Source organism: Bosea sp. (in: a-proteobacteria), assembly GCF_023953965.1.
Taxonomy (GTDB): domain Bacteria; phylum Pseudomonadota; class Alphaproteobacteria; order Rhizobiales; family Beijerinckiaceae; genus Allobosea.
Genome location: NZ_JAMLIX010000002.1, coordinates 653,513 through 675,040, shown reverse-complemented (window position 1 = coordinate 675,040; position 21,528 = coordinate 653,513). Strand labels below are relative to the sequence as shown.

At 69.3% G+C, this 21,528-nt stretch carries 15 protein-coding genes and 1 pseudogene; 6 read left to right on the top strand and 10 right to left on the bottom strand.

Annotation, left to right across the window (positions count from 1 at the left end; genetic code table 11):
- Window positions 1–12: 12 nt before the first annotated feature.
- The 3 genes from pyrC to panB form a co-directional block, all read right to left on the bottom strand.
- Window positions 13–1,314 carry a dihydroorotase gene (gene pyrC, locus M9917_RS18320; protein WP_297256076.1) on the bottom strand — a complete coding sequence of 434 codons (1,302 nt, stop codon included), beginning with the start codon at window positions 1,312–1,314 and terminating at the stop codon, window positions 13–15.
- A gap of 15 nt (window positions 1,315–1,329) precedes the next feature.
- Window positions 1,330–2,274 (bottom strand): aspartate carbamoyltransferase catalytic subunit, encoded by a 945-nt coding sequence (locus M9917_RS18315; RefSeq protein ID WP_297256074.1) that lies wholly within the window; start codon window positions 2,272–2,274, stop codon window positions 1,330–1,332.
- Window positions 2,275–2,385: 111 nt separating this feature from the next.
- A complete protein-coding gene (panB, locus tag M9917_RS18310) occupies window positions 2,386–3,204 on the bottom strand; it encodes a 3-methyl-2-oxobutanoate hydroxymethyltransferase (protein ID WP_297256072.1) in 819 nt (272 codons plus the stop codon).
- 208 nt (window positions 3,205–3,412) lie between these two features.
- On the opposite strand from panB, the gene topA reads away from it, so the two are divergent.
- Complete coding sequence (topA, locus tag M9917_RS18305; protein WP_297257119.1) at window positions 3,413–6,061, top strand: type I DNA topoisomerase; 2,649 nt, start codon at window positions 3,413–3,415, stop codon at window positions 6,059–6,061.
- A 22-nt stretch (window positions 6,062–6,083) separates the two neighbouring features.
- Here topA and M9917_RS18300 read toward each other — a convergent pair whose 3' ends face one another.
- Window positions 6,084–7,118, bottom strand: a complete 1,035-nt coding sequence (locus M9917_RS18300; protein WP_297256070.1) for a DUF2778 domain-containing protein — start codon at window positions 7,116–7,118, stop codon at window positions 6,084–6,086.
- A 239-nt stretch (window positions 7,119–7,357) separates the two neighbouring features.
- Between M9917_RS18300 and M9917_RS18295 the strand changes: the two genes are divergently transcribed.
- Window positions 7,358–8,620 carry an MFS transporter gene (locus M9917_RS18295; protein WP_297256068.1) on the top strand — a complete coding sequence of 421 codons (1,263 nt, stop codon included), beginning with the start codon at window positions 7,358–7,360 and terminating at the stop codon, window positions 8,618–8,620.
- 35 nt (window positions 8,621–8,655) lie between these two features.
- Here M9917_RS18295 and M9917_RS18290 read toward each other — a convergent pair whose 3' ends face one another.
- The 3 genes from M9917_RS18290 to M9917_RS18280 are packed head-to-tail and all read right to left on the bottom strand — an operon-like array spanning window position 8,656 to window position 14,394.
- Window positions 8,656–12,090 (bottom strand): error-prone DNA polymerase, encoded by a 3,435-nt coding sequence (locus tag M9917_RS18290; RefSeq protein ID WP_297256067.1) that lies wholly within the window; start codon window positions 12,088–12,090, stop codon window positions 8,656–8,658.
- Entirely contained in the window at window positions 12,087–13,631 is a 1,545-nt protein-coding gene (locus M9917_RS18285) for a Y-family DNA polymerase (protein ID WP_297256066.1), read from the bottom strand. Before M9917_RS18285 ends, M9917_RS18290 begins: the two co-directional genes overlap by 4 nt.
- A complete protein-coding gene (locus M9917_RS18280; RefSeq protein WP_297256065.1) occupies window positions 13,537–14,394 on the bottom strand; it encodes an ImuA family protein in 858 nt (285 codons plus the stop codon). Before M9917_RS18280 ends, M9917_RS18285 begins: the two co-directional genes overlap by 95 nt.
- 313 nt (window positions 14,395–14,707) lie before the next feature.
- Here M9917_RS18280 and M9917_RS18275 point away from each other — a divergent pair, with 313 nt between their 5' ends.
- The 4 genes and pseudogenes from M9917_RS18275 (at window position 14,708) to M9917_RS18260 (ending at window position 18,314) form a co-directional block, all read left to right on the top strand.
- The gene (locus tag M9917_RS18275; RefSeq protein ID WP_297256064.1) at window positions 14,708–16,153 is read left to right on the top strand and encodes a phospholipase D-like domain-containing protein; all 1,446 of its coding nucleotides are present in this window, start codon (window positions 14,708–14,710) and stop codon (window positions 16,151–16,153) included.
- Window positions 16,154–16,218: 65 nt separating this feature from the next.
- Window positions 16,219–17,019: pseudogene (locus M9917_RS18270) on the top strand (endonuclease/exonuclease/phosphatase family protein); the annotation flags it as partial.
- 199 nt (window positions 17,020–17,218) lie between these two features.
- Window positions 17,219–17,767, top strand: coding sequence for a chromate transporter (locus M9917_RS18265; protein WP_297257118.1), 549 nt, complete (start codon window positions 17,219–17,221; stop codon window positions 17,765–17,767).
- Between the two features lie 10 nt (window positions 17,768–17,777).
- Window positions 17,778–18,314 (top strand): chromate transporter, encoded by a 537-nt coding sequence (locus tag M9917_RS18260; protein ID WP_297256063.1) that lies wholly within the window; start codon window positions 17,778–17,780, stop codon window positions 18,312–18,314.
- 28 nt (window positions 18,315–18,342) lie between these two features.
- On the opposite strand, the gene M9917_RS18255 is transcribed toward M9917_RS18260, so the two are convergent.
- The 3 genes from M9917_RS18255 to M9917_RS18245 form a co-directional block, all read right to left on the bottom strand.
- Window positions 18,343–19,527 carry a MalY/PatB family protein gene (locus tag M9917_RS18255; RefSeq protein WP_297256062.1) on the bottom strand — a complete coding sequence of 395 codons (1,185 nt, stop codon included), beginning with the start codon at window positions 19,525–19,527 and terminating at the stop codon, window positions 18,343–18,345.
- Between the two features lie 115 nt (window positions 19,528–19,642).
- Window positions 19,643–20,560 (bottom strand): dihydrodipicolinate synthase family protein, encoded by a 918-nt coding sequence (locus M9917_RS18250; protein WP_297256061.1) that lies wholly within the window; start codon window positions 20,558–20,560, stop codon window positions 19,643–19,645.
- A gap of 203 nt (window positions 20,561–20,763) precedes the next feature.
- Window positions 20,764–21,441, bottom strand: coding sequence for a FadR/GntR family transcriptional regulator (locus M9917_RS18245; protein WP_297256060.1), 678 nt, complete (start codon window positions 21,439–21,441; stop codon window positions 20,764–20,766).
- Window positions 21,442–21,528 lie beyond the last annotated feature (87 nt).

Genomic DNA, 21,528 nt, shown 5'->3' with positions numbered 1-21,528 from the left:
CGCGCGGACAGCCTAGCCGGCTTCCGCCTCGTAGACCACCCGGCCGCCGACGAAGGTCGCCTGGACGATGCCTTCCAGCCGCGCCTCGTCGAAGGGCGAGTTCTTGGCGCGCGACTTGAGCTTGCGCTTGTCGACGACGAAGGGCGCCTCGGGGTCGAAGAGCACGAGATCGGCCGGCGCCCCGGCCGCGAGCCGGCCGGCGGGAAGCCCGATGAGCGCGGCGGGCCGCGCCGAGAGCGCGGCGAGGAGCCCGGGCAGGCCGATCTGCCCGGCCTGCACCAGCCGCTGCGAGGCCGAGAGCATGGTCTCGATGCCGAGCGCGCCGTCGGCGGCTTCGGCGAAGGGCTGGCGCTTGGTCTCGACGTCCTGGGGATCGTGGTCGGAGACGACGACGTCGATCACGCCCTCGGCCAGGCCCGCGACCATGGCCAGCCGATCGTCCTCGTGGCGCAGCGGCGGCGAGACCTTGCAGAAGGTGCGGTAGTCGCCGACGTCGTTCTCGTTGAGGGTGAGGCTGTTGATCGAGACGCCGCAGGTGACGCGCACGCCGTCCTGCTTGGCGCGGCGTATGAGCTCGACCGATTCCGCGCAGGAGATCATCGCGGCGTGGTAGCGGGCGCCGGTGGCGCGGGCGAGGCGGATGTCGCGCTCCAGCATCACCGTCTCGGCCTCCCGGGGAATGCCCGGCAGGCCCTTGCGGCTGGCGAACTCGCCGTCGTTCATCACGCCCGAACCGCGCAGCTCGGGGTCCTCGACATGGTTCATGATCAGCGCGTCGAAATTCAGCGCGTAGATCATGGCGCGGCGCATGACCTGCGGGTTGCGCAGGCCCCTCGCCCCGTCGCAGAAGGCGACGGCACCGGCCTCCAGCAGCAGGCCGAACTCGGTGATCTCGTTGCCCTCGAGCCCCTTGGTCAGGGCGGCGCAGGAGAGAACGTTGACGATCGCCTTGTCGCGGGCGCGGCGCTTGAGGAAATCGATGATCGCGGGGTCGTCGATCGCCGGGTGGGTATCGGGACGGCAGACGATCGTGGTCACGCCGCCGGCGGCGGCGGCCTGCGAGCCGGTGCCGAGCGTCTCGCGGAACTCCGCGCCGGGCTCGCCGAGAAAGGCGCGCAGATCAACGAGGCCGGGCGCCAGCACCTGGCCCTTGGCGTCGATGCGGCGCACGCCCTCGCCCGTGGCGGGCATGCCCTGCCAGTCGACAGCCGCGATCACGCCGTCGCTGAGCCGGACGGAGCCCACGCCCTCGCGTCCGGTCGCGGGGTCGATCAGCCGGGCGTTGAGGATTGCGATGTCCTGCGTTTCAGCCATGTTCGGTCATCCCGCTCAGACGTTCGGCAGGTGCTGGGCCAGCGCGTCGAGCACCGCCATGCGCACGGCGACGCCCATCTCGACCTGCTCGCGGATCAGCGACTGGGCGCCGTCGGCCACGGCCGAGGAAATCTCGACGCCCCGGTTCATCGGTCCCGGATGCATCACCAGCGCGTCCGGCGCGGCGCGGGCGAGCTTGTCATGGTCGAGCCCGTAATAGCGGAAATATTCCTTCGGCGAGGGCACGAAGGCGCCGTGCATGCGCTCGAGCTGGAGGCGCAGCATCATCACGATATCAGCGCCTTCGAGGCCCTTGTTCATGTCGGTGAAGACCGCGACGCCCATGCGCTCGATGCCGGCCGGCAAGAGCGTCGTCGGCGCGATCAGCCTGACCTTGGCACCCAGCGCATTGAGCAGGATGATGTTGGAGCGGGCGACGCGCGAATGCAGGATGTCGCCGCAGATCGCGACCGTCAGGCCCTGGATGCGGCCCTTGTTGCGGCGAATCGTCAGCGCGTCGAGCAGGGCTTGCGTCGGATGCTCATGGGCGCCGTCGCCGGCATTCACCACCGAGCAGCTGACCTTGCGGGCGAGCAGGTTGACCGCGCCCGCCGCGTGATGGCGCACGACGATGATGTCCGGCCGCATGGCGTTGAGCGTCGCGGCGGTGTCGATCAGCGTCTCGCCCTTCTTCACCGAGGAGGAGGCGACCGACATGTTCATCACATCGGCGCCGAGGCGCTTGCCGGCGAGCTCGAAGGAGGCCTGCGTCCGTGTCGAGGGCTCGAAGAACAGGTTGATCTGCGTCCGTCCGCGCAGCGTCGCCGCCTTCTTCTCGACCTGCCGGGAGAGGGCGACATAGTCCTCCGCCCTGTCCAAAAGAGCCTCGATGTCCAGATGGGACAACCCCTCGATCCCGAGGAGATGGCGGTGCGGATAGAGCGGTGCTGGCGATGTCATTTGAAGCAGGCTGTTTAGGCGCGAGTCGGGCGCCGCGCAAGCGGGCGTGGTAGCAACAGCGTCATTCCGAGTTCGCGCCTGCGGCGCGCCCCGGAACGACAGGGGTAGCGCCTAGTCCTTCACCGCATAGACATGCCCCGGCCCCGGGAAGCGCCGGGCGCGGACCTCGGCGGCGTAATCCGCCATCGCCTTGTCGGCGGCTTCGCCGAGACCCCCGAAGAGCTTCACAAATTTCGGCACGCGCCCGGTCAGGCCGAGCATGTCGTCGAGCACGAGCACCTGCCCGTCGCAGGCCGCCGAGGCGCCGATCCCGATGGTCGGGATCGCGACCGCGGCGGTGATCTCGACCGCGAGCGGCTCGGCGATCGCCTCCAGCACCACGGAAAAGGCGCCGGCCTCGGCGACAGCCGCGGCGTCGGCGCCGATCGCCGGCCATTGCGCGCGGTTGCGCCCCTGCGCCTTGAAGCCGCCGAGCACGTTCACCGCCTGCGGCGTCAGCCCGACATGGCCCATCACCGGGATGCCGCGCTCGACGAGGAAGCGGATCGTCGGCGCCATGCGCTGCCCGCCCTCGAGCTTCACCGCCCCGCAGCCCACCTCCCGCATGACGCGGGCGGCGTTGCGGAACGCCTGCCCGGGGCTCTCCTCATAGCTGCCGAAGGGCATGTCGACGACGACGAGCGCCCTTCGCGAGCCGCGCATCACGGCTTGCGCGTGCAGGATCATCATCTCCAGCGTCACCGCCACGGTGCTGTCGAGGCCGTGCACGACCATGCCCAGCGAATCCCCGACGAGCAGGATATCGCAATGGCGGTCGGCCAGCGCCGCCATCGGCGCGGTATAGGCGGTGAGCGTCACGATCGGCTCGGCCGCCTTGCGGCTCGTGATGTCGAGCGCCGTCAGGCGCCTGATCTGTGCTTGCGACGACACGCTTTTCTCCCCATGTGACGGCGATGCACCGCGAAAGGCTCTAAACGGTCCTGTACGACACGCAAAGCGCATTCGCCGTTTGACACGGCCTCTCCGCTGACCCACTTTCGCGCGCAATTCCGAACCGCCGGAGCCTTGCCGGTCGCGGAACCGCCCCGTCCCGGGCCGGCTCCGCGCTCCGGAAGACCTGTTGTCGAGACCACGCATCATGAAGCTCCTCGTCGTCGAGTCGCCGGCCAAGGCCAAGACGATCAACAAATATCTCGGCTCCGACTACGAGGTCATCGCCTCGTTCGGCCATATCCGCGACCTGCCGGCCAAGGACGGCTCGGTCGAGCCGGACAACGACTTCGCCATGACCTGGGAGATCGAGGGCCGCGGCGCCAAGCAGGTCGCCGAGATCGCGCGCGCCGTGAAGGGCGCCGAGAAGCTGATTCTCGCCACCGACCCGGATCGCGAGGGCGAGGCGATCTCCTGGCACGTGCTGGAGGCGCTGAACCAGAAGCGCGTGCTGAAGGGCATAGCCGTCGAGCGCGTCACCTTCAACGCCGTCACCAAGGACGCCGTGCAGAAGGCGCTGGCCAATCCGCGCGCGATCGACCAGGCGCTGGTCGATGCCTATCTGGCGCGGCGGGCACTGGACTATCTCGTCGGCTTCACGCTCTCGCCGGTGTTGTGGCGCAAGCTTCCGGGCGCCCGCTCGGCCGGCCGGGTGCAGTCGGTGGCGCTGCGCCTCGTCTGCGACCGCGAGCGCGAGATCGAGGCATTCCGCCCGCGCGAATACTGGTCGCTGGTGGCGACGCTCGCCACGCAATCCGGCCAGACCTTCGAGGCCCGCCTCGTCGGCGCCGACGGCAAGAAGATCGCGAGGCTCGACATCGGTACGGCCGAGGAGGCGAAAGCCTTCAAGGAGGCGCTGGAAAGTGCCCTCTTCACGGTGACCGAGGTCGAGGCGAAGCCGGTCAAGCGCCACCCCTACCCGCCTTTCCAGACCTCGACGCTGCAGCAGGAAGCCTCGCGCAAGCTCGGCCTCGCCCCGGCGCGGACGATGCAGCTGGCGCAACGCCTCTATGAGGGCGTCGACATCGGCGGCGAGACGGTCGGGCTCATCACCTATATGCGAACCGACGGCGTCGACATGGACGGCTCGGCCATCGCCGCGGCGCGCCGCGTCATCGGCAAGGAGTTCGGCGACAGATACGTGCCGAACGTGCCGCGCAAATACACGGTCAAGGCCAAGAACGCGCAGGAGGCCCACGAGGCGATCCGCCCGACCGATCTCGGCCGGCTGCCGGCGATGGTCACGCGCCATCTCGAACCGGAGCAGGCCAGGCTCTACGAGCTGATCTGGAAGCGCACCATCGCCAGCCAGATGGAATCGGCCGAGATGGAACGCACCACGGTCGACATCGCGGCAAAAGTCGGCGCGCGCAATCTCGAGCTGCGCGCCTCGGGGCAGGTCGTGCTCTTCGACGGCTTCCTGACGCTCTATCAGGAAAGCCGTGACGACGAGGAGGACGAGGATTCGAAGAAGCTGCCGGCGATGAAGGCGGGCGACCGGCTGGAGAAGCGCGCTATTACCGCCGACCAGCATTTCACCGAGCCGCCGCCGCGCTTCTCGGAGGCGAGCCTCGTCAAGCGCATGGAGGAGCTCGGCATCGGCCGGCCCTCGACCTATGCCGCGACGCTCTCGACGCTGCGCGACCGCGAATATGTCCGCATCGAGAAGAAGCGCCTCGTGCCCGAGGACAAGGGCATGCTGGTGACAGCCTTCCTCGAAAGCTTCTTCAAGCGCTATGTCGAGTTCGACTTCACCGCCAATCTCGAGGAGAACCTCGACCGCGTCTCCAATGCGGAGGTCGACTGGAAGGCGCTGCTGCGCGCCTTCTGGGAGGAGTTCACCGCCTCGATCGGCGAGACCAAGGATTTGCGCGTCGGCGACGTGCTGGAGGCGCTGAACGGCATCCTGGGCGACTACATCTTCCCGAAGAAGGCCGACGGCTCCGATCCGCGCGTTTGCCCGAACTGCGGCAACGGCCAGCTCTCGCTGAAGCTCGGCAAGTTCGGCGCCTTCGTCGGCTGCTCGAACTATCCCGAATGCCGCTATACGCGGCCCCTCTCCGTGCCCGCCGCCGATGGCGAGGCCTCGGCCGAGGGCGGACAGGGCACGCCCGGCGTGCGCATCCTCGGCACCGATCCGGTGACGGGCCTCGAAGTCACGCTGCGCGACGGCCGCTTCGGCCCCTATATCCAGCTCGGCGAGGGCGAGAAGCCGAAGCGCTCCAGCCTGCCCAAGGGCATGAGCCCGGCGAGCGTGACGCTGGAAAAGGCGCTGGCGCTGCTTTCGCTGCCGCGCGAGGTGGCGAGGCATCCCGAGAGCGGCGAGCCGATCCTGGTCGGCATCGGGCGCTTCGGGCCCTACGTGCAGCACGGCAAGGTCTACGCCAATATCGACAAGGGCGACGACGTGCTCGAGCTCGGCGCCAACCGCGCCATCGACCTGATCGTCGCCAAGGAGAGCGGCGGCGGGCGCGGTGGACGCCCCGCGACGCCGGGCCGGGCGCTGGGCGAGCATCCTTCCGGCGGGGCGCTGGAGGTCAAGGCCGGGCGCTACGGCCCCTATGTCGCCTGGGGCAAGATCTTCGCGACGCTGCCCAAGGCGATGGCGCCGGAAAGCGTCACGCTCGAACAGGCGATCGCGCTGGTGAACGCCAAGGCCGAGGCGAAGGGCGGCGCCAAGGGCAAGGCCAAGGCCGCAGGCGCCGCGAAGCCCAAGGCACCAGCCAAGAAGGCACCGGCCAAGAAGGCACCCGCGAAGAAGGCGGAGAAGAAGCCGCCCAAGGCGGCGCGCGGCTGAAGCGCAGCCCGCCTTCGCCCGGTCAGAGGCTCGCCACCACGACGATGCGCTTCACCTCGCCGCGCAGGAAGGCCTGCAGGAAGCGGTCATAGTCCTTGAAGGAGATGCAGCCGTTCGAGTCGCCGCGCGGCCCGAGCAGATAGGTATGGGCGAGCAGGCCGGCGCGGCCGTGGATGGCCCCGCTGCCGCCGACCGGGTTCAGCCGGATGGCGCGCACGCCGTGGAACAGCGCCTCGCGCTCGGTCAGCGTGTAGGTGTGCGGCGGGGTGACGCCCTTCATCCGGACATGGGCGTAGCGGACGTCGTCCATCATCTCGCCGAGGCCGGAATGGGCCTCCAGCCGCTCTCCGTTCGGCATGTGGACCGTCCTGGCAGCGATATCGTAGATCGCCGTGCCGGCCTCGGCGGTGCGCGGCGGCGTGCCGGCCGAGGGGCTGAGACGGGTGACGCGGCCACGGTCGAGGACTTCGTCCTGCGGCGCGGCATAGGCGAGCGCGGTCCCGGCGGGCTGTTTCGATACGCCGAAGAGCTTCTCGAAGAAATTGCGGTTGTCCTCGGGCGTCGGCTGGGCGGCGGCGGCGCGGTTGCGCCGGGACGGCGTGGGCTGCGCCAGGCGCGGCGGCGGAGCATCGCGGTTCGCCAGCAGGTCCGAGGGGCGCGGCACCGGCAGGGGCGCGACCGTCTCCGCCAGCGTGACCTGAGGCTGCGGCGGCAGAGGCAAGGCCGGCTCGGCGGCCACGGGCGGCGCCGGCTGGAAGGCGGCGCGGAAGGGAGCCCCCCGGACGAAGGAAGCAGCCTTCCCGCCCGACAGGGCCGGATCGAGCAGGCCGCTATAGGCGGGAGCCTGTGGCGCAGGGGCGGCGGGCACAAGGGCGGCGGGCGCGCGCGCCATCTCGGTTTCCGGCGCATCCGGCCCCAGCATCCAGAAGCCGGACATGACGCCGCCGGCCAGTGCGGCTGCGAGGAGGAGGCCTTTCAGCAGGGGCTGGCGGCGGTTGCGGCGGCGCGAGCGCACATAGGGTATGCCGCCTTCCCGCACATAGGTCGCATAGCTCATCCGCCGCACTCTCGATACGCTTACGCCACGCCCGGCGGCCACTGGCCGAACCCGAATGTCGTTCCGCTTCGATAAGGCGCCCTCTTGGTTAACCGGCGGTGAACCGAATCGCTGAATCTGGCGCCATATTTCCCGCCCCGGCCATCGAATCGGCTATGTCGCAGCTATCGTAACCGCGGAGGTTGCAACCGCCGGGCCGGCAGGCTTCCATGGCGGCTCAACAGGAGGCCGGGACCGCTGTGAGTGAGCCAGCCGAGCCGAGGACGAGTTCAGTCGCCGCATTGGGCGCGATCGTCAGCGGCGCGCTGATTCTCCAGATCGCCGCGACCATCGTGAACACGGTCGTGCCGCTCAAGATGGCGCTGGAGCAGATGCCGCCGCTGCTGATCGGCCTCGTCGGCTCCGCCTATTCCGTCGGCTTCCTCGCCGGGTGCTTCGTGGTCCCCGCCTTCATCCGCCGCGTCGGGCATATCCGCGCCTTCGCGGTCTTCTCGGCCCTGCAGGCGGTGTTCACGCTGAGCTTTGCGCTCACCCCGCTCGATCTCTGGGGCGCGGCGCGGCTCGGCATGGGCTTCGCCGGTGCAGGCCATGCGATCTGCATCGAGACCTGGATCAGCGGCCAGGCCAAGCCCGGCCAGCGCGGGCGCCTGTTCGGCTTCTACCAGATCCTCAACCGCCTGGCGCTGATCGGCTCGCAGATCGGCGTCGGCTATGTCGCGCTGCAATCGCACGACATCTTCCTGCTGGCGAGCGCGGCCTTCTCGATCGCCCTGATCCCCGTCGGCATGACCCACGCCAAGGGGCCGGAATCGGGCAAGGTCATCTCGGTCAGGCTCAACACGATGTGGCAATATGCGCCGGCCTCGGTGATCGGCTGCCTCTATACCGGGCTGATGGGCGCCACGCTGACCAATATCGTGCCGGCCTACGGCATCCTGATCGGCCTCGACCAGGCCTGGGCGATCCTGCTGACCGCCGGCATCCAGATCGGCGCGCTCCTGCTGCAATGGCCGCTCGGCCTGCTGGCTGACCGCGTCGAGAGCCGCAAGATCATGCTGGGCGCGGCGATCTCGGTCCTGCTCTGCTCGATGGCGCTCGGCACGGTGATCTGGCTTGCGCTGCCCTATGCCCGGTTCTGGCTGTTCGGCCTGTTCGCGCTGATCGGCGCGGGCGCGATGCCGATCTACGCGGTCGCCGTCGCGCATGCCTATTTCCGGCTCGGCCCCGAGCGGGCACTGGGCTTGTCCGCGCAGCTCCTCTTCCTGTGGGCCACGGGCTCGGCCATCGGCCCGCTGGTCTCGACCACCTTCATGCAGGTCATCGGGCCGCAGGGCCTCCTGGTCTATTTCGGGCTGCTCTCGGCGGCGACCGGCGCCTATCTCGCCTTCCGCCTGCGGCGCAACCCGCCTTCGGCCCATCCGTTCGGGGAGCGCAAGCCGATGATGCCGACCATTCCCGACGTCACGCCCTCGGGCCGCCGCAGCCACACCGAGGGACACTAGCTCCTTGTTCTAGCATCGGGCGGCCCTTCGCCGCCTCAATGGAAATCCCGCGATTTCGGCAGGATACGGACGTTGCGCGGGTGGCGATGGCGCGGCGGCGGCGGGTTCCTCAACTCGTCGACGGACATGGGCATCTCGGCGCGGTGCGTGTCCGACAGCGAAAGCAGATCGGGCGAGCGGTCGGCGATGCGCCGGGCCATGAGGTGGACGACGCCCTCGGGGCTCTTCTGCACCCGGCCCTCGACCAGCATCAGCCGCGCGCCCATGACCTCGCGGCGGAAGCGCTCGAACAGCCGCGCCCAGATCACGACATTGGCGATGCCGGTCTCGTCCTCCAGCGTGACGAAGACGGCGTTGCCCTTGCCCGGCCGCTGGCGCACCAGCACGATGCCGGCGGTGCGGGCAAAGGCTGAATCGGACTTCGCCTCGATCTGCGCACAGCTCAGCACGCCCTCGCGACGAAAGCGCGAGCGCAGGAACGCCATCGGGTGGCTCTTCAGCGACAGGCGCAGCGTCTGGTAATCGGCGACGACATGCTCGGCGAGCGGCATGACGGGCAGCGCCATGGCGGGCTCCTGCCCCAGCTCGCGGGCGCGCGCCGCCTGGAACAGCGGCAGCGCGCCATCGTCCGGCAGGCGGCGCACGGCCCAGAGCGCCTCGCGCCGGTCGAGGCTAAGCGAGCGGAAGGCATCGGCATCGGCGAGGAGGCGCATGGCGCGCGCCGGCAGGGCGGCCCGGCGCATCAGTTCCTCGACGTCGCGGAACGCGCCTTCCCCTCCCGCCTTTTCGATGGCGAAACCCCATTCCTTCTTGAAGCCGTCGACCTGGCGAAAGCCGAGGCGCAGCGCGAAGGGGTGTTTTTTCACCCCCTCGCGACATGGATCCCGGGTCTTCCTACAGTCGCCCGGGATGACGATGTCCTGTTCATCCAGACGTTCCAGCCGGTTGTCCCAGCCGCTCGCATTCACATCGACCGGCCGCGGCTCGACCCCGCCGTTCTCCTGCGCCTCACGCACGATCTGGGCCGGGGCGTAGAAGCCCATCGGCTGGGAGTTCAGCAATGCGCAGGCGAAGGCGGCCGGGTGCCACCGCTTCAGGAAGGAGGAGATGTAGACCAGCTTGGCGAAGGAGGCGGCGTGGCTCTCCGGGAAGCCATAGCTGCCGAAGCCCTTGATCTGCTCGAAGCAGCGCCGGGCGAAGTCGCGCTCATAGCCGCGCGCGACCATGCGCTCGACCATCATCGCCTCGTAATTGCCGATGGTGCCGGCATTGCGGAAGGTCGCCATCGCCTTGCGCAGGCCGTTGGCCTCGATATCGGAGAATTCCGCAGCCACCATGGCGAGCTTCATCGCCTGCTCCTGAAAGAGCGGAACACCGAGCGTCTTGTTCAGGACCCCGTGAAGCTCGTCGGCATCATGAGGAGGCGCGGGCTTTGGAAAGACCACCTCCTCGATCCTCGCCCGCCGCTTCAGGTAAGGGTGCACCATGTTGCCCTGGATCGGGCCGGGGCGGACGATCGCGACCTGGATGATGAGATCGTAGAACTCCCTCGGCCTGAGCCGCGGCAGCATGTTCATCTGCGCCCGGCTCTCGACCTGGAAGACGCCGAGCGACTTGCCCTCGCAGAGCATGTCGTAGGTGGCTTCATCCCCGTCCTTGAAATCCGCGAGCTCGTAGGGCTTCGCCTCATGCTCCGCGATCAGGTCGAACGCCTTGCGGATGCAGGTCAGCATGCCGAGCGCCAGCACATCGACCTTCATCAGGCGCAATTCGTCGATGTCGTCACGGTCCCATTCGATGAAGGTGCGATCCGCCATCGCGGCGTTGCCGATCGGCACCGTCTCGTCGAGCCGCCCGCGCGACAGGACGAAGCCGCCGACATGCTGCGAGAGATGGCGCGGGTAGCCCAGGAGCCGGGTGGCGAAATCGACGGCGCGGCGGATCGTCGGATTCGCCGGGTCGAGCCCGGCCTGGCGGATGCGGCTGTCGCCGATCCCATCGCCCCAGCTGCCCCATTGCGTGTCGGCGAGGCGGGCGGTGACGTCCTCGGTCAGGCCCAGCACCTTGCCGACCTCGCGGATGGCGCTGCGCGGCCGGTAATGGATCACGGTGGCGGCGATGCCGGCGCGCTCGCGGCCGTATTTGCCGTAGATCCACTGGATCACCTCCTCGCGCCGCTCATGCTCGAAATCGACGTCGATATCGGGCGGCTCGCGGCGCTCGGCCGAGATGAAGCGCTCGAACAGCACGTCGTTCTCGGCCGGATCGACGGCGGTGATGCCGAGCACGTAGCAGACGGCGGAATTGGCGGCCGAGCCGCGGCCCTGGCAGAGGATGCCCCGGCTCTCGGCGAAATCGACGATGTCGCTGATGGTCAGGAAATAGCGGGCGTAATCCAGCGTCTCGATCAGCGAAAGCTCCTTGGCCAGGAGCTTCTCGACCTTGTCGGGCACGCCACCCGGATAGCGGATCAGGCTGCGGCGGCGGACGAGCTCGACGAGCCAGTCCCGATCCTTCCAGCCGGGCGGGACCGGCTCGTCGGGATATTCATAGGTGAGCTCGCCGAGATCGAACCCGACGCGGGAGAACAGCGCTTGCGTCTCGGCGATCGCCTCGGGCGCGTCGCGGAACAGGCGGGCCATCTCGCGCGGCGGCTTGAGGTGGCGCTCGGCATTCATCTCCAGCAGCCGCCCGGCCCGCTCGATCGTGACGCCCTCGCGGATGCAGGTGAGCACGTCCTGGAGGTCGCGCTGGGCGCTGGAATCATAGAGCGCGTCATTGGTCGCGATCAGCGGGGTGCGGGTCGCGGCGGCGATGCCTTTGAGCCGCGCGAGGCGGCGGCGGTCGTCGCCCAGCCGGTGCATGGCGGCGCCGAGCCAGACCGCGCCGGGCGCGGCCTCGTCGAGGCGTGCGAGCAGCGCGGCGAGGCTGTCCGGCCTGCGGCCCGGCATCGCGATCAGCAGCAGGTCGCGGGCATCGGTCAGGAGGTCGTCGAGGATGAGGCGGCACTCGCCCTTCTTCACACCCTCCTTGCGGTTGCCGAGGCTGAGCAGCCGGCACAGCCTGCCCCAGCCGGCACGGTTGGCCGGATAGGCGACGATGTCGGACGTGCCGTCGGCGAAGACGAGGCGGGTGCCGGTCGCGAGCTTGAAGCGGAGGGCAAGCGCCTTCATCTGCCCGGGCGTGAAAGGCAGCTCCGCGAAATCGGGGTTCTCGACCCAGAGATATTCGCCGGGGCTGCCGCCTTCCCTGACCTTGTCGGGCGCCGGCAGGCCGTCCTCCCGCAACTGCCGGAGCGCCGCCCAGGCGCGCACGACGCCCGCCACCGTGTTGCGGTCGGCGATGCCGATGCCGGCATGGCCGATGAGCAGCGCGCTCAGCACCATATGCGCCCCCGGCGAGGCACCGCGCAGGAAGGAAAAATGAGTCGCCGCAACGGGTTCGGCGAAGGTATTCTCGTTCTGATTCATGCGAAGAGCCCGTGCAGGAACCAGCGCGGCGGAGCACCGTCGGCATCGTGGAAGCCGGTACGGTAGAGCCAGAAGCGGCGGCCTTGCGCATCCTCGACGCGGTAATAGTCGCGCATCGGCTCGTCGCTGCCGTCGCGCCACCATTCGGGGGCGATGCGCTCCGGCCCCTCGGCGCGGGCGACGTCATGGACGAGGCGGCGCCAGCGGAAGCGGATCGGCGGGCCGTCCGGCACCTCGGCGATGGCCTCGACCGGCTGCGGCGGCTCGAAGAGCTGCAAGGGGCGGGCCGGCGGCTCGTCCGGCTCGGGCTCGGGCCAGGGCGTTTCCGGCCGCGGCGCTGCGGCCGGGAGCGCCTTCGCCGCCCGGACGGGGTGATGGGTGTCCTGCGCCGCGAAGCGCAGCACCCGGTCGCGGCCGAAGCGGGCGGTGAGGCGGTCGACCAGATCGGCCACCGCCTCCTCCTCCACGGCGCGGCCGTCGAGGCTGTGCTGGGGCGCGGCCAGCGGCTCGCAGAGCGGCACGGCAAGCCTGATCGCATCGAAGCCGAAGCCGGGATCGAGCGGATCGGCCAGCGTCGCGATGCGCTCGCGATAGAGCCTGAGCAGCGCCTTGCCCTCGCGCGAGGGGCGGCCGGTCTCGATCGCGAGGCGGCGCACCGCGCCGTCGCTGCGGAAGAAGGCGAATTCGAAGACGCGCCCGCCTTCGCCACGCGCCTCCAGCACCCGCGCCGCCTCCCCGACCAGCCGGGCGACCACGGCCTCCAGGCTCGCGGCATCGGCGAAGGGTTCGGCGAAATGACGCTCGACCACGCAGTCGGGCGGCGGGCGCAAGGGGGTGATGCGGCGATCCTCATGGCCGAGGATGCGCCGAAGCTTCCTTACCAGCACCTCGCCGAAGCGGGCGGAAAGGGTCGCGGAAGGGCGCGCCGCGAGATGGGCAAGCGTCTTCAGGCCGGCGCGGGAGAGCGCGATCACGGTCTCAGGCTCCACCTCCAGCACTGCGACCGGCAGCGGGCAGAGCATCTCCGCCTCCCGCCCCGGCGGGACGATGCCGCCGCCCCCGAAGCGGGAGGAGGCGCGGGCAGCGTCGGGCGTGCCGGCGATGGCGGCCTTCAGCGTAAGGCCGATCGTCCGCATGGCATGCCCCACGCGATCGATCATGCCCGCCTCGCCGCCGAAGAGATGGGCGCAGCCGGTGATGTCGAGGATCAGGCCGTGCGGTTCGTCGCAGGCGACCAGCGGCGTGAACCGGTCGCAGAAGCCGGCGAGCGCTTCGAGGAAGTCCAAATCCGCCCGCGGCTGCGCCTCCAGCGCGACGAGATCGGGGATGCGGGCGCGGGCATCGGCGAGCGTCAGCCCCCGCGTCAGGCCAAGCCGAACGGCGCAAGGGTCGCAATCGACGAGGCGCAGGCCGCCGTGCTGCGTCTCGACGAGGACGTGCGGCTTCTCAACCCGCCCGCCGCAGGCCGGTATCGCGCCCGTCCGCCGCAACCTGTCCGTCGCCAGGAAAGGGAACCAGAGGGCGAGATAGCGGCGCGGCATCGGTTCTGCGGGGCTCGAGCCTGTCGGATCGGTCGAAAACGGGTCGCTCAGTGAAAGCACATCGGTCACGGTCCCACTCCACACGCCACTCACGCTCGCCCGCGCCGCCGCGCTGGCGCAGCAACCTGGCAGTGAAGGCCGGGGCACCCGGCGCGTTCGCCTCCAGCGCCCGCGAGGCGAGCGCCCTCACCTGCCAGCGCGTCTGCGCCGCGCTCGGCGCCTGCGCCGCCGCCACGCGCAGCAAGAGCACCGGCACGCCAGAGCCTTCCGCCGCCAGAGACAACCGCCGGCTCGCCGTCAGGTCGAAAGGGCGCGGCTCGCCCCAGGGCTCGATCAGCACGGCGGCGAGCGCCGGGCAGCGCGCGCCTTCCGCGCCCGCCCGCAGCACGCCCTCTGCCTCGCGCGCCCTGACCAGCAGCAGGCGGCCCGGATCGAGGCCGAGCTCGCCGAGCCCCGGCGCATGCAGCCGCCCGGCCTCCGCATCGACGAAATCCTGCCGTGCCCAGAGGATCGGCCGCCCGGCAGCCTTCTCCTGCCCCGCCCGCAGGGCGAGCCCGAGCGCAAAGCCGGTCGCTGCGGCAAGATCGGCGACCGCGCCGGCATAGACCTCGTGCAGCGCCGCCCGCTTGAGCCCGCCGTTCAGGACCGCGTCCAGCGCCGGCACGCCCAGCCCGATCCGCCCGGCCGCGGCCGGGCCGCCGCGCAAGGCGGCCTCGGCAAGGCTGCGGCGCAGATCGGACAGGGTCGGTGCGGTCTCTGGCATGGAGGCAAGGCGATTGTTCTCTCTTTGTTCTCTTATAGAACACCTTTTGCCGGAAGGCGAGTCCAAGTCTCGCGGGCGCCTCCTCCAGGCGATGGACGCTTGCCATACCGTTGTCATTCCGGGCTTCGCGTAGCGAAGAACCCGGAACCCACGACCGGGCGGGCGGCTCTCAACCGGGCATGAGAAATCTCACCCGGTCGTGGGTTCCGGGTTCGCGCCTTAAGGCACGCCCCGGAATGACAGCGGTGGTTCGGATCGAGCGCAACGACGCAAGTCTTTGTCATCGCACCGGATTCGTCCTAGCCTCGTTGGAATGTGGGAGATTCTCTCGACCTACTGGCCGCATATCCTCGCCGTCATCTCGGTCGTGATGGCGAGCATCGCCGGGGCGCATGCGGTGATGACGAAGGACGAGGTGCGCGCCGCCATCGGCTGGGTCGGCGTCATCATCCTCTCGCCCATCGTCGGGCCGCTGCTCTACGCCATCGTCGGGATCAACCGCATCCGGCGCGCCTCGCTGCTCGCCCAGCGCCCCGGCCACGGCATGGCGGCGGCCGATTTCCATGTCGAGGACGGGGCGCTGGCGACGCATTTCGGCCGGCGCTTCCTCGCGCTCAAGACGCTCGGCGACCGCGTCGCCCGCCACCCGCTGACCACCGGCAACCGCATCGAGACGCTGGAGACGGGCGATGCGGCCTATGGCGCGATGCTCGAGGCGATCGCGGCGGCTGAGCGCAGCATCATCCTGGAAAGCTACATCTTCGACCGCGATCCGATCGGCCTGCGCATCGCCGACGCGCTGATAGAGGCCGGGCGGCGCGGCGTCGCGGTCAGGGTGCTGATCGATGCGGTCGGCGCGCGCTATTCGGTGCCGAGCATCGCCGGGCATCTGCGCGAGGGCGGGATCGCGGTCGACGTCTTCAACGGCAACATCATCATGGGCCTGAGGCTGCCCTATGCCAATCTCAGGACGCACCGGAAGATCATCGTCGTCGACGGCACGATCGGCTTCATGGGCGGCATGAACATCCGCCAGGGGTTCACCCGCGAATTCGCCGGCGACGCCTTCGCCCATGACACGCATTTCCGCATCGAGGGGCCGGTGGTGGCCGATCTCTTCGCCGTCGCGGCCGAGGACTGGTGCTTCGCCACCGGTGAATCGCTCACCGGCCCGGTCTGGAAGATTCCGCCCCCGGCGGCGGGCGGCATGGCGGTGCTGGCGCGCGCGGTGCCCTCGGGGCCGGATTCCTATCTGGAGACCAATCACAAGCTGCTGACGGGGGCTTTGTCGGTGGCGCGCCATTCGGTCAGGATCATGTCGCCCTATTTCCTGCCCGACCAGGAGCTGATCAGCGCGCTCGTCACCGCCGCGCGCCGCGGCGTCGACATCGACATCGTCGTGCCCTCGGTCAACAACCTCGTGCTGGTCGACCGGGCGATGACCGCGCAATTCGACCAGATCCTGAAGAACTACTGCCGGATCTGGCGCTCCACCGGCGCCTTCGACCATTCCAAGCTGCTGGCCATCGACGGGAGCTGGGCCTATGTCGGCTCCTCCAATCTCGATCCGCGCTCGCTCAGGCTGAACTTCGAGATCGATCTCGAGATCCTCGACCACGGCTTCGCCGAGGCGATCGAGCGCCGGATCGAGGCGGTGATGGCAAGCGCGACCCCGGTCACGCTTGTCGGGCTTTGCGCCCGGCCCTATGTCATGCGTCTGGTCGACAGGCTGATCTGGCTCGGCTCACCCTATCTATGAGCCGGACCAACCCGATTCCCGACACCGTCGAGCGGGGCAGCTCCGGAGCACGAGCCGGCGGAACGATGCAGAAGAAGAACAAGCAGAGCCTGCCCGCCAGCATCATCGCCTCGCTGCGCCAGCGCCGGAACCGCCCCGGCACCCTGCCGGCCGGCGCGCAGCGGCGCCCCGCCGGCACGCTCATCGCTTCCTACAACGTCCATAAATGCGTCGGCGTCGATGGCCGCTTCGATCCTGGCCGGATCGCGCAGGTGATCCGCGAGATCGCGCCGGACGTGATCGCCCTGCAGGAGGCCGACAAGCGCTTCGGCGCCCGCCAGGGCCTGCTCGACCTCGCGCGGCTGAAGGAGGAGACCGGCCTCGTGCCGGTGCCGGTCGCGAACGCCAACGCCGCCGCCCATGGCTGGCACGGCAATGTCGTGCTGTTCCGACAGGGGCTGGTGCGCGACGTCCACCAGGTCTCGCTGCCGGGCCTGGAGCCGCGCGGCGCGCTCGTCGTCGACATCGACCTGGAAAGCGGCGCGGCGCTTCGGATCGTCGCGGCGCATCTGGGGCTGCTCAGGCGCTCGCGCTCGCAGCAGGCACGCATGATCCTCGGGCTGATGCGCAGCCGCGACGCACGCCCCACCCTGCTCGTCGGCGACCTGAACGAATGGCGCCTCGGCGGCCGCTCGGCGCTGAGCGCGCTCGATGCGGCCTTCGGCACCATGCCGATGCCGGTGCCGAGCTTCCCGGCCGGGCTGCCGCTCCTGGCGCTCGACCGGATCATCGCCGACCGCCCGGAGATCCTCTCCGAGGTCGCGGTCCACGACACGCCGCTCGCGCGCGTCGCCTCGGACCATCTGCCGATCAAGGCCTATGTCGACTCAGGCCTGGCGGCCCCGCCGGCGCCGGCGCTGCAAGGCGGCGAGCCGCCCCTGCCGTTTGCCGCCGCCTCGCAGGGCGGCCAGGGGGCCAGGCCCGGCAACCGCGAGATCGTGCGCAAGGCCGGCGCCCAGCTGAAGCGCGCCGTCCGGCGCACCCTGCGGCGGCCCGACGCCCCACCCCGGTGATGGCTTGAACCCGATGCCGGATATCCTGGCCGAGCGCCCGAGCGCGCCGCAACTCTTCCTGATCTTCGCGCGGATCGGGCTGACCAGCTTCGGCGGCGGCCTGAGCGGCTGGCTCCTGCGGGAATTCGTGCAGCGGCGCCGGCTGATGAGCGAGGAGGATTTTCTCAACGGGCTGTCGATCGCGCAGGCCCTGCCCGGCGTCAACGTCACCAACATGGCGATCTGGATCGGCTACAAGCTCGGCGGGCGCAAGGGCGCGATCGCCTCCTGGCTCGGCATGGTCGTGCCGTCGGCCTTCCTCATCGTGCTGATCGGCAGCCTCTTTTCCGCGCTCGGCGGCTATGAGCTCAGCCATGTCGCGCTCGGCGGCGCGGCCGCCGCGGCGATCGGGCTGTCGCTGGCGATGGGGCTGACCGCGGCGCGACGGGTGCCGCGCCGGCTGTTCCCGCTCGCGATCATGGCCTTGACCTTCGTGGCGGTGGCGATCCTGAAATGGCCGCTGATCTGGACCGTGCTCGCCGCCGGCTCGCTCAGCGTCGCCATCGCCTATCGCGAGAGCTGAGCACGACGCGATGCAGCCCCAGCCCCTCGGCATCCTCCTCGTCTTCCTGCCGCTCTCGCTGGTGACCATCGGCGGCGGCCAGAGCGCCGTCGCCGACATGCACCGCCAGGTCGTCGAGGTGCATCAGTGGATGAACGCCGCGCAATTCGTCGATGCCTTCGCGATCGCGCGGCTGGCGCCGGGGCCCGGCTCGCTGATCGCGACCCTGATCGGCTGGCAGATCGCCGGCTTCTGGGGCGCGGTCGCGGCCACCGCCGGCATCTTCGGGCCGACGGCCTTCCTGATCTACGGCGTCGCCCATCTCTGGTCGCGCTATGAGGGGGCGCGCCTGCTGCGCGCCCTCGAAAGGGGTTTGAGGCCGGTCGCGGCCGGAGCGATCCTGGCGGCGAGCTACGTCCTGGTCCAGTCGCTCGACAGCGGCTGGCTCGGCCGCGGCACCGCGATCGCCTCGACGGCCCTGCTGATGCTGACGCCCATCAACCCGCTGCTGCTGATCGCGGCCGGAGCAGGCTCATTCGTCGGCCTGCACCTCCTGGGGCTGATCTAGACCGCCGTGCGTCCTAAACCGGACGCGACTATTGCAGGTCGGCGAAGGCGCCCTTCAGCCGCTCGACCGCTTCCGCCACCACCGCGCGCGGTGTCGCCAGATTGAAGCGCAGGAAGCTTTCGCCGCCCTTGCCGAAGCTCGGGCCGTGATTGGCGGCGATCCTCGCCTGCTTCTCGACGCGCGCGGTGAATTCGGCCGGTTCCATCCCCGTCCCGGAGAAATCCACCCAGGCGAGATAGGTTGCTTCGAGCGGCATCGAGCGCAGGCCGGGAATGGCCGCGATGCCGGCATCGAAGAGGCGGCGGTTGCCGTCGAGATAGAGGGTGAGCGCATCGACCCAGGCGGCGCCCTCAGGGCTGTAGGCGGCGCTCGCCATGGCCATGCCGAAGGAGTTCGGCGAGATGCCGAGCGCCTCCATGCGCCCGCGGAACGGCCCGCGCAGCCGCTCGTCGGGGATGATGACGTTGCCGACATGGGCGCCGGCGATGTTGAAGGTCTTGGTCGTCGCCGTCATCATGACGAGGCGATCCACGATCTCGGGCGCCGCGAGCGGCATCACGGTGTGCGTCCGGCCGGGCATGACGAGGTCGTGGTGGATCTCGTCAGAGACGAGGACGAGGTCGTGGCGCCGGCAGAAGGCGGCGATTTCGCGGAGCTCCTCCCGCGACCAGACCCGCCCGCCCGGATTATGCGGCGAGCAGAGGATGAGCATGCGCTCGGCCCCGGTCATCGCGTCGTCCCAGGCGGAGATGTCGAGGACGTAGCGTCCCTGATCCAGCGCCAGCGGGCATTCGACGACCCGGCGCCCCGAGGCGGCGACGATCCGCGCGAAGGCATGGTAGACCGGCGTCATCAGCACGACGCCGTCGCCGGGCTTCGTATAGGCCTCGACGCACAGCGCCGTGCCGTTCACCAGGCCGTGGGTGGTGAAGATCGAAGCGGGCGAGACCTCCCAGCCATGCCGGTTCGACATCCACCAGCGGATCGCCGCGAGATAGGCCCGCTCATCCCCGAAATAGCCGTAGACGCCGTGAGCGGTCATCGCATCCAGGGCCGCCTGCACGCAGGCCGGCGGGCGGAAGTCCATATCCGCCACCCACATCGCGATGCCATCCCCGGCCGGCACGCCATAGACGGCTTCCATCTTGTCCCATTTGGCCGAATGGGTGCCGCGGCGATCGATCCGCTCGTCGAAATCGGGGAGAATCTGCATGAGTTCCTGCCGGCTGGTCGGGAGAATTCCCTTCCCCTATCAGGTCGCCCGGAACAATTCCGCATTTTTCCGGGCCGAGCCGTGACCGGACCTTGCCGGCAGGACGCGCGATGATCTAGCGGCCCCAGCGCAGCGCCAGCGGATCGAGCTCGCGGGCGAGTTCGATCAGCCCTTCGCGCGTCTTCGGATGCAGCGGCGCCAGCGGATGGCGCACGGCCTCCGACCTGATGACCCCGCCTTCCTTCATCACCGCCTTGGCCGAGCGCAGGCCGCATTGGCGGTTCTCGTAATTGATGATCGGCAGGACGCGGGCATAGAGCGCCATCGCCTGCCTGCGATCGCCGGCGGCATGGGCGGCGAGGATCGGCTTGATCAGATCGGGGATCATCGCCGAGGTCATCGTGCCGGTGGCGCCGGCATCGAGATCGGCCATCAAGGTGATCGCCTCCTCGCCATCGAAGGGGCCGACGACCGCATCGCCGCCAGCCTCGATCAGCGCGCGCAGCTTGTTCGCGGTGCCGGGCATCTCGATCTTGAAATAGCGGACGAGCGGGACCTCCTTGCCCAGCCGGATCATGAAGGGCACGGTCATGGTCACGCCCGAAAGCGGCGCGTCCTGCAGGATGATCGGGAGACCGCAGGCGTCGGCCACCGCCTTGAAATGCTCGATCATGCCCTGCTCGTCGGCCTTGAGCAGCGCGCCGTGATAGGGCGGCATCATCATCAGCATCTTAGCGCCGGCAGCAGCCGCGGCCTTGGCGCGGGCGGCGGCGACACGCGTCGAGAAATGCGAGGTGGTGACGATCACGGGCACGCGGCCCGCGACCTGCTCCAGCGAAAGCCGCATGACCTCATCGCGCTCGTCGTCGGTGAGCAGGAACTGCTCCGAGAAATTGGCGAGGATGCAGATGCCGTCGACGCCTTGATCGACCATCAGGTCCATGACGCGCCTGTTGCCCTCGCTATCGAGGTCGCCGTTCTCGTGGAAGATCGTCGGCGCGATCGGCAGGATGCCCTTGTAAGGTTCGGTCATTCGAAAGCGTCTCTCAGCGTCGGGGGAGAAAAAGGGGTGATCCTTCGTCGAAAGCCCGGGTCCCGCAGCCTGGAGGCCGGGCTTTCGACCGTCCGCGCCCCCGGGACGGACCCGGGCAGGATGCGCAAACCGCCTCCTAATTCATGACCATTGCGCGCAAAAGTCAAATTCATGGGGACGGGCCACCGCCGTGGGTTGCCGCTTCAGTCCAGATTGAACATGTTGTTTCTTGCCTTGAAGATATGCGACGTCATCGCCTCTTCCGCCCTCTGGTGATCGCGATCACGGATCGCCGTCGTGATCACCTCGTGGTCAGCCACGTAACCTTCCATCCGCTGCGGCGTGAGGCTCTGCTCCTTCAGCTTGCCCCAGAGATTGCCCGCGCGGACCGAGCTGATCAGCTCATAGACGGCAAGCATCAACTCATTGCGCGCCGCCTTGGCGACCACGCTGTGAAACTTCGAATCCCAATGCTCGAATTCGCCGAGAGACTGCGCCCGCCGGCCACGCTCGATCGCCTCGCTCATCTCCCGCATATGCTCGGGCGTCGCGCGCTGCGCCGCCATATGCGCCAGTTGCGGCTCGATCGTCAGGCGGGTCTCGAAAACCTCCGTCGGGTTCGTATTCGCGAGCCAGTCCAGGGATTGCGCGGGCGGGCCCTGCCGCCGGCCGCCCAGGCGCGGCGGGCCGGCCGAGCCGGCGATGAAGGTGCCCCGCCCGATCTCGCGGACGATCATGCCGGCACCTTCAAGCTCCGCCAGCATACGCCGCAGCGCTGTCCGCGGCAGTGAAAGATGCGCGGCAAGATCGCGTTCGGCCATGAGCCGATCGCCCGGTGTCAGTCGCTCACTCTCGATGTAGGCCCAGAGCTTGTTCGTCACAATTTCCTCGATCGGTTTAAACCATATTGGTTGATATTGACACCGGTAGCAATACCAATCACTGCTCCGCTCACTCAGGACATTGGA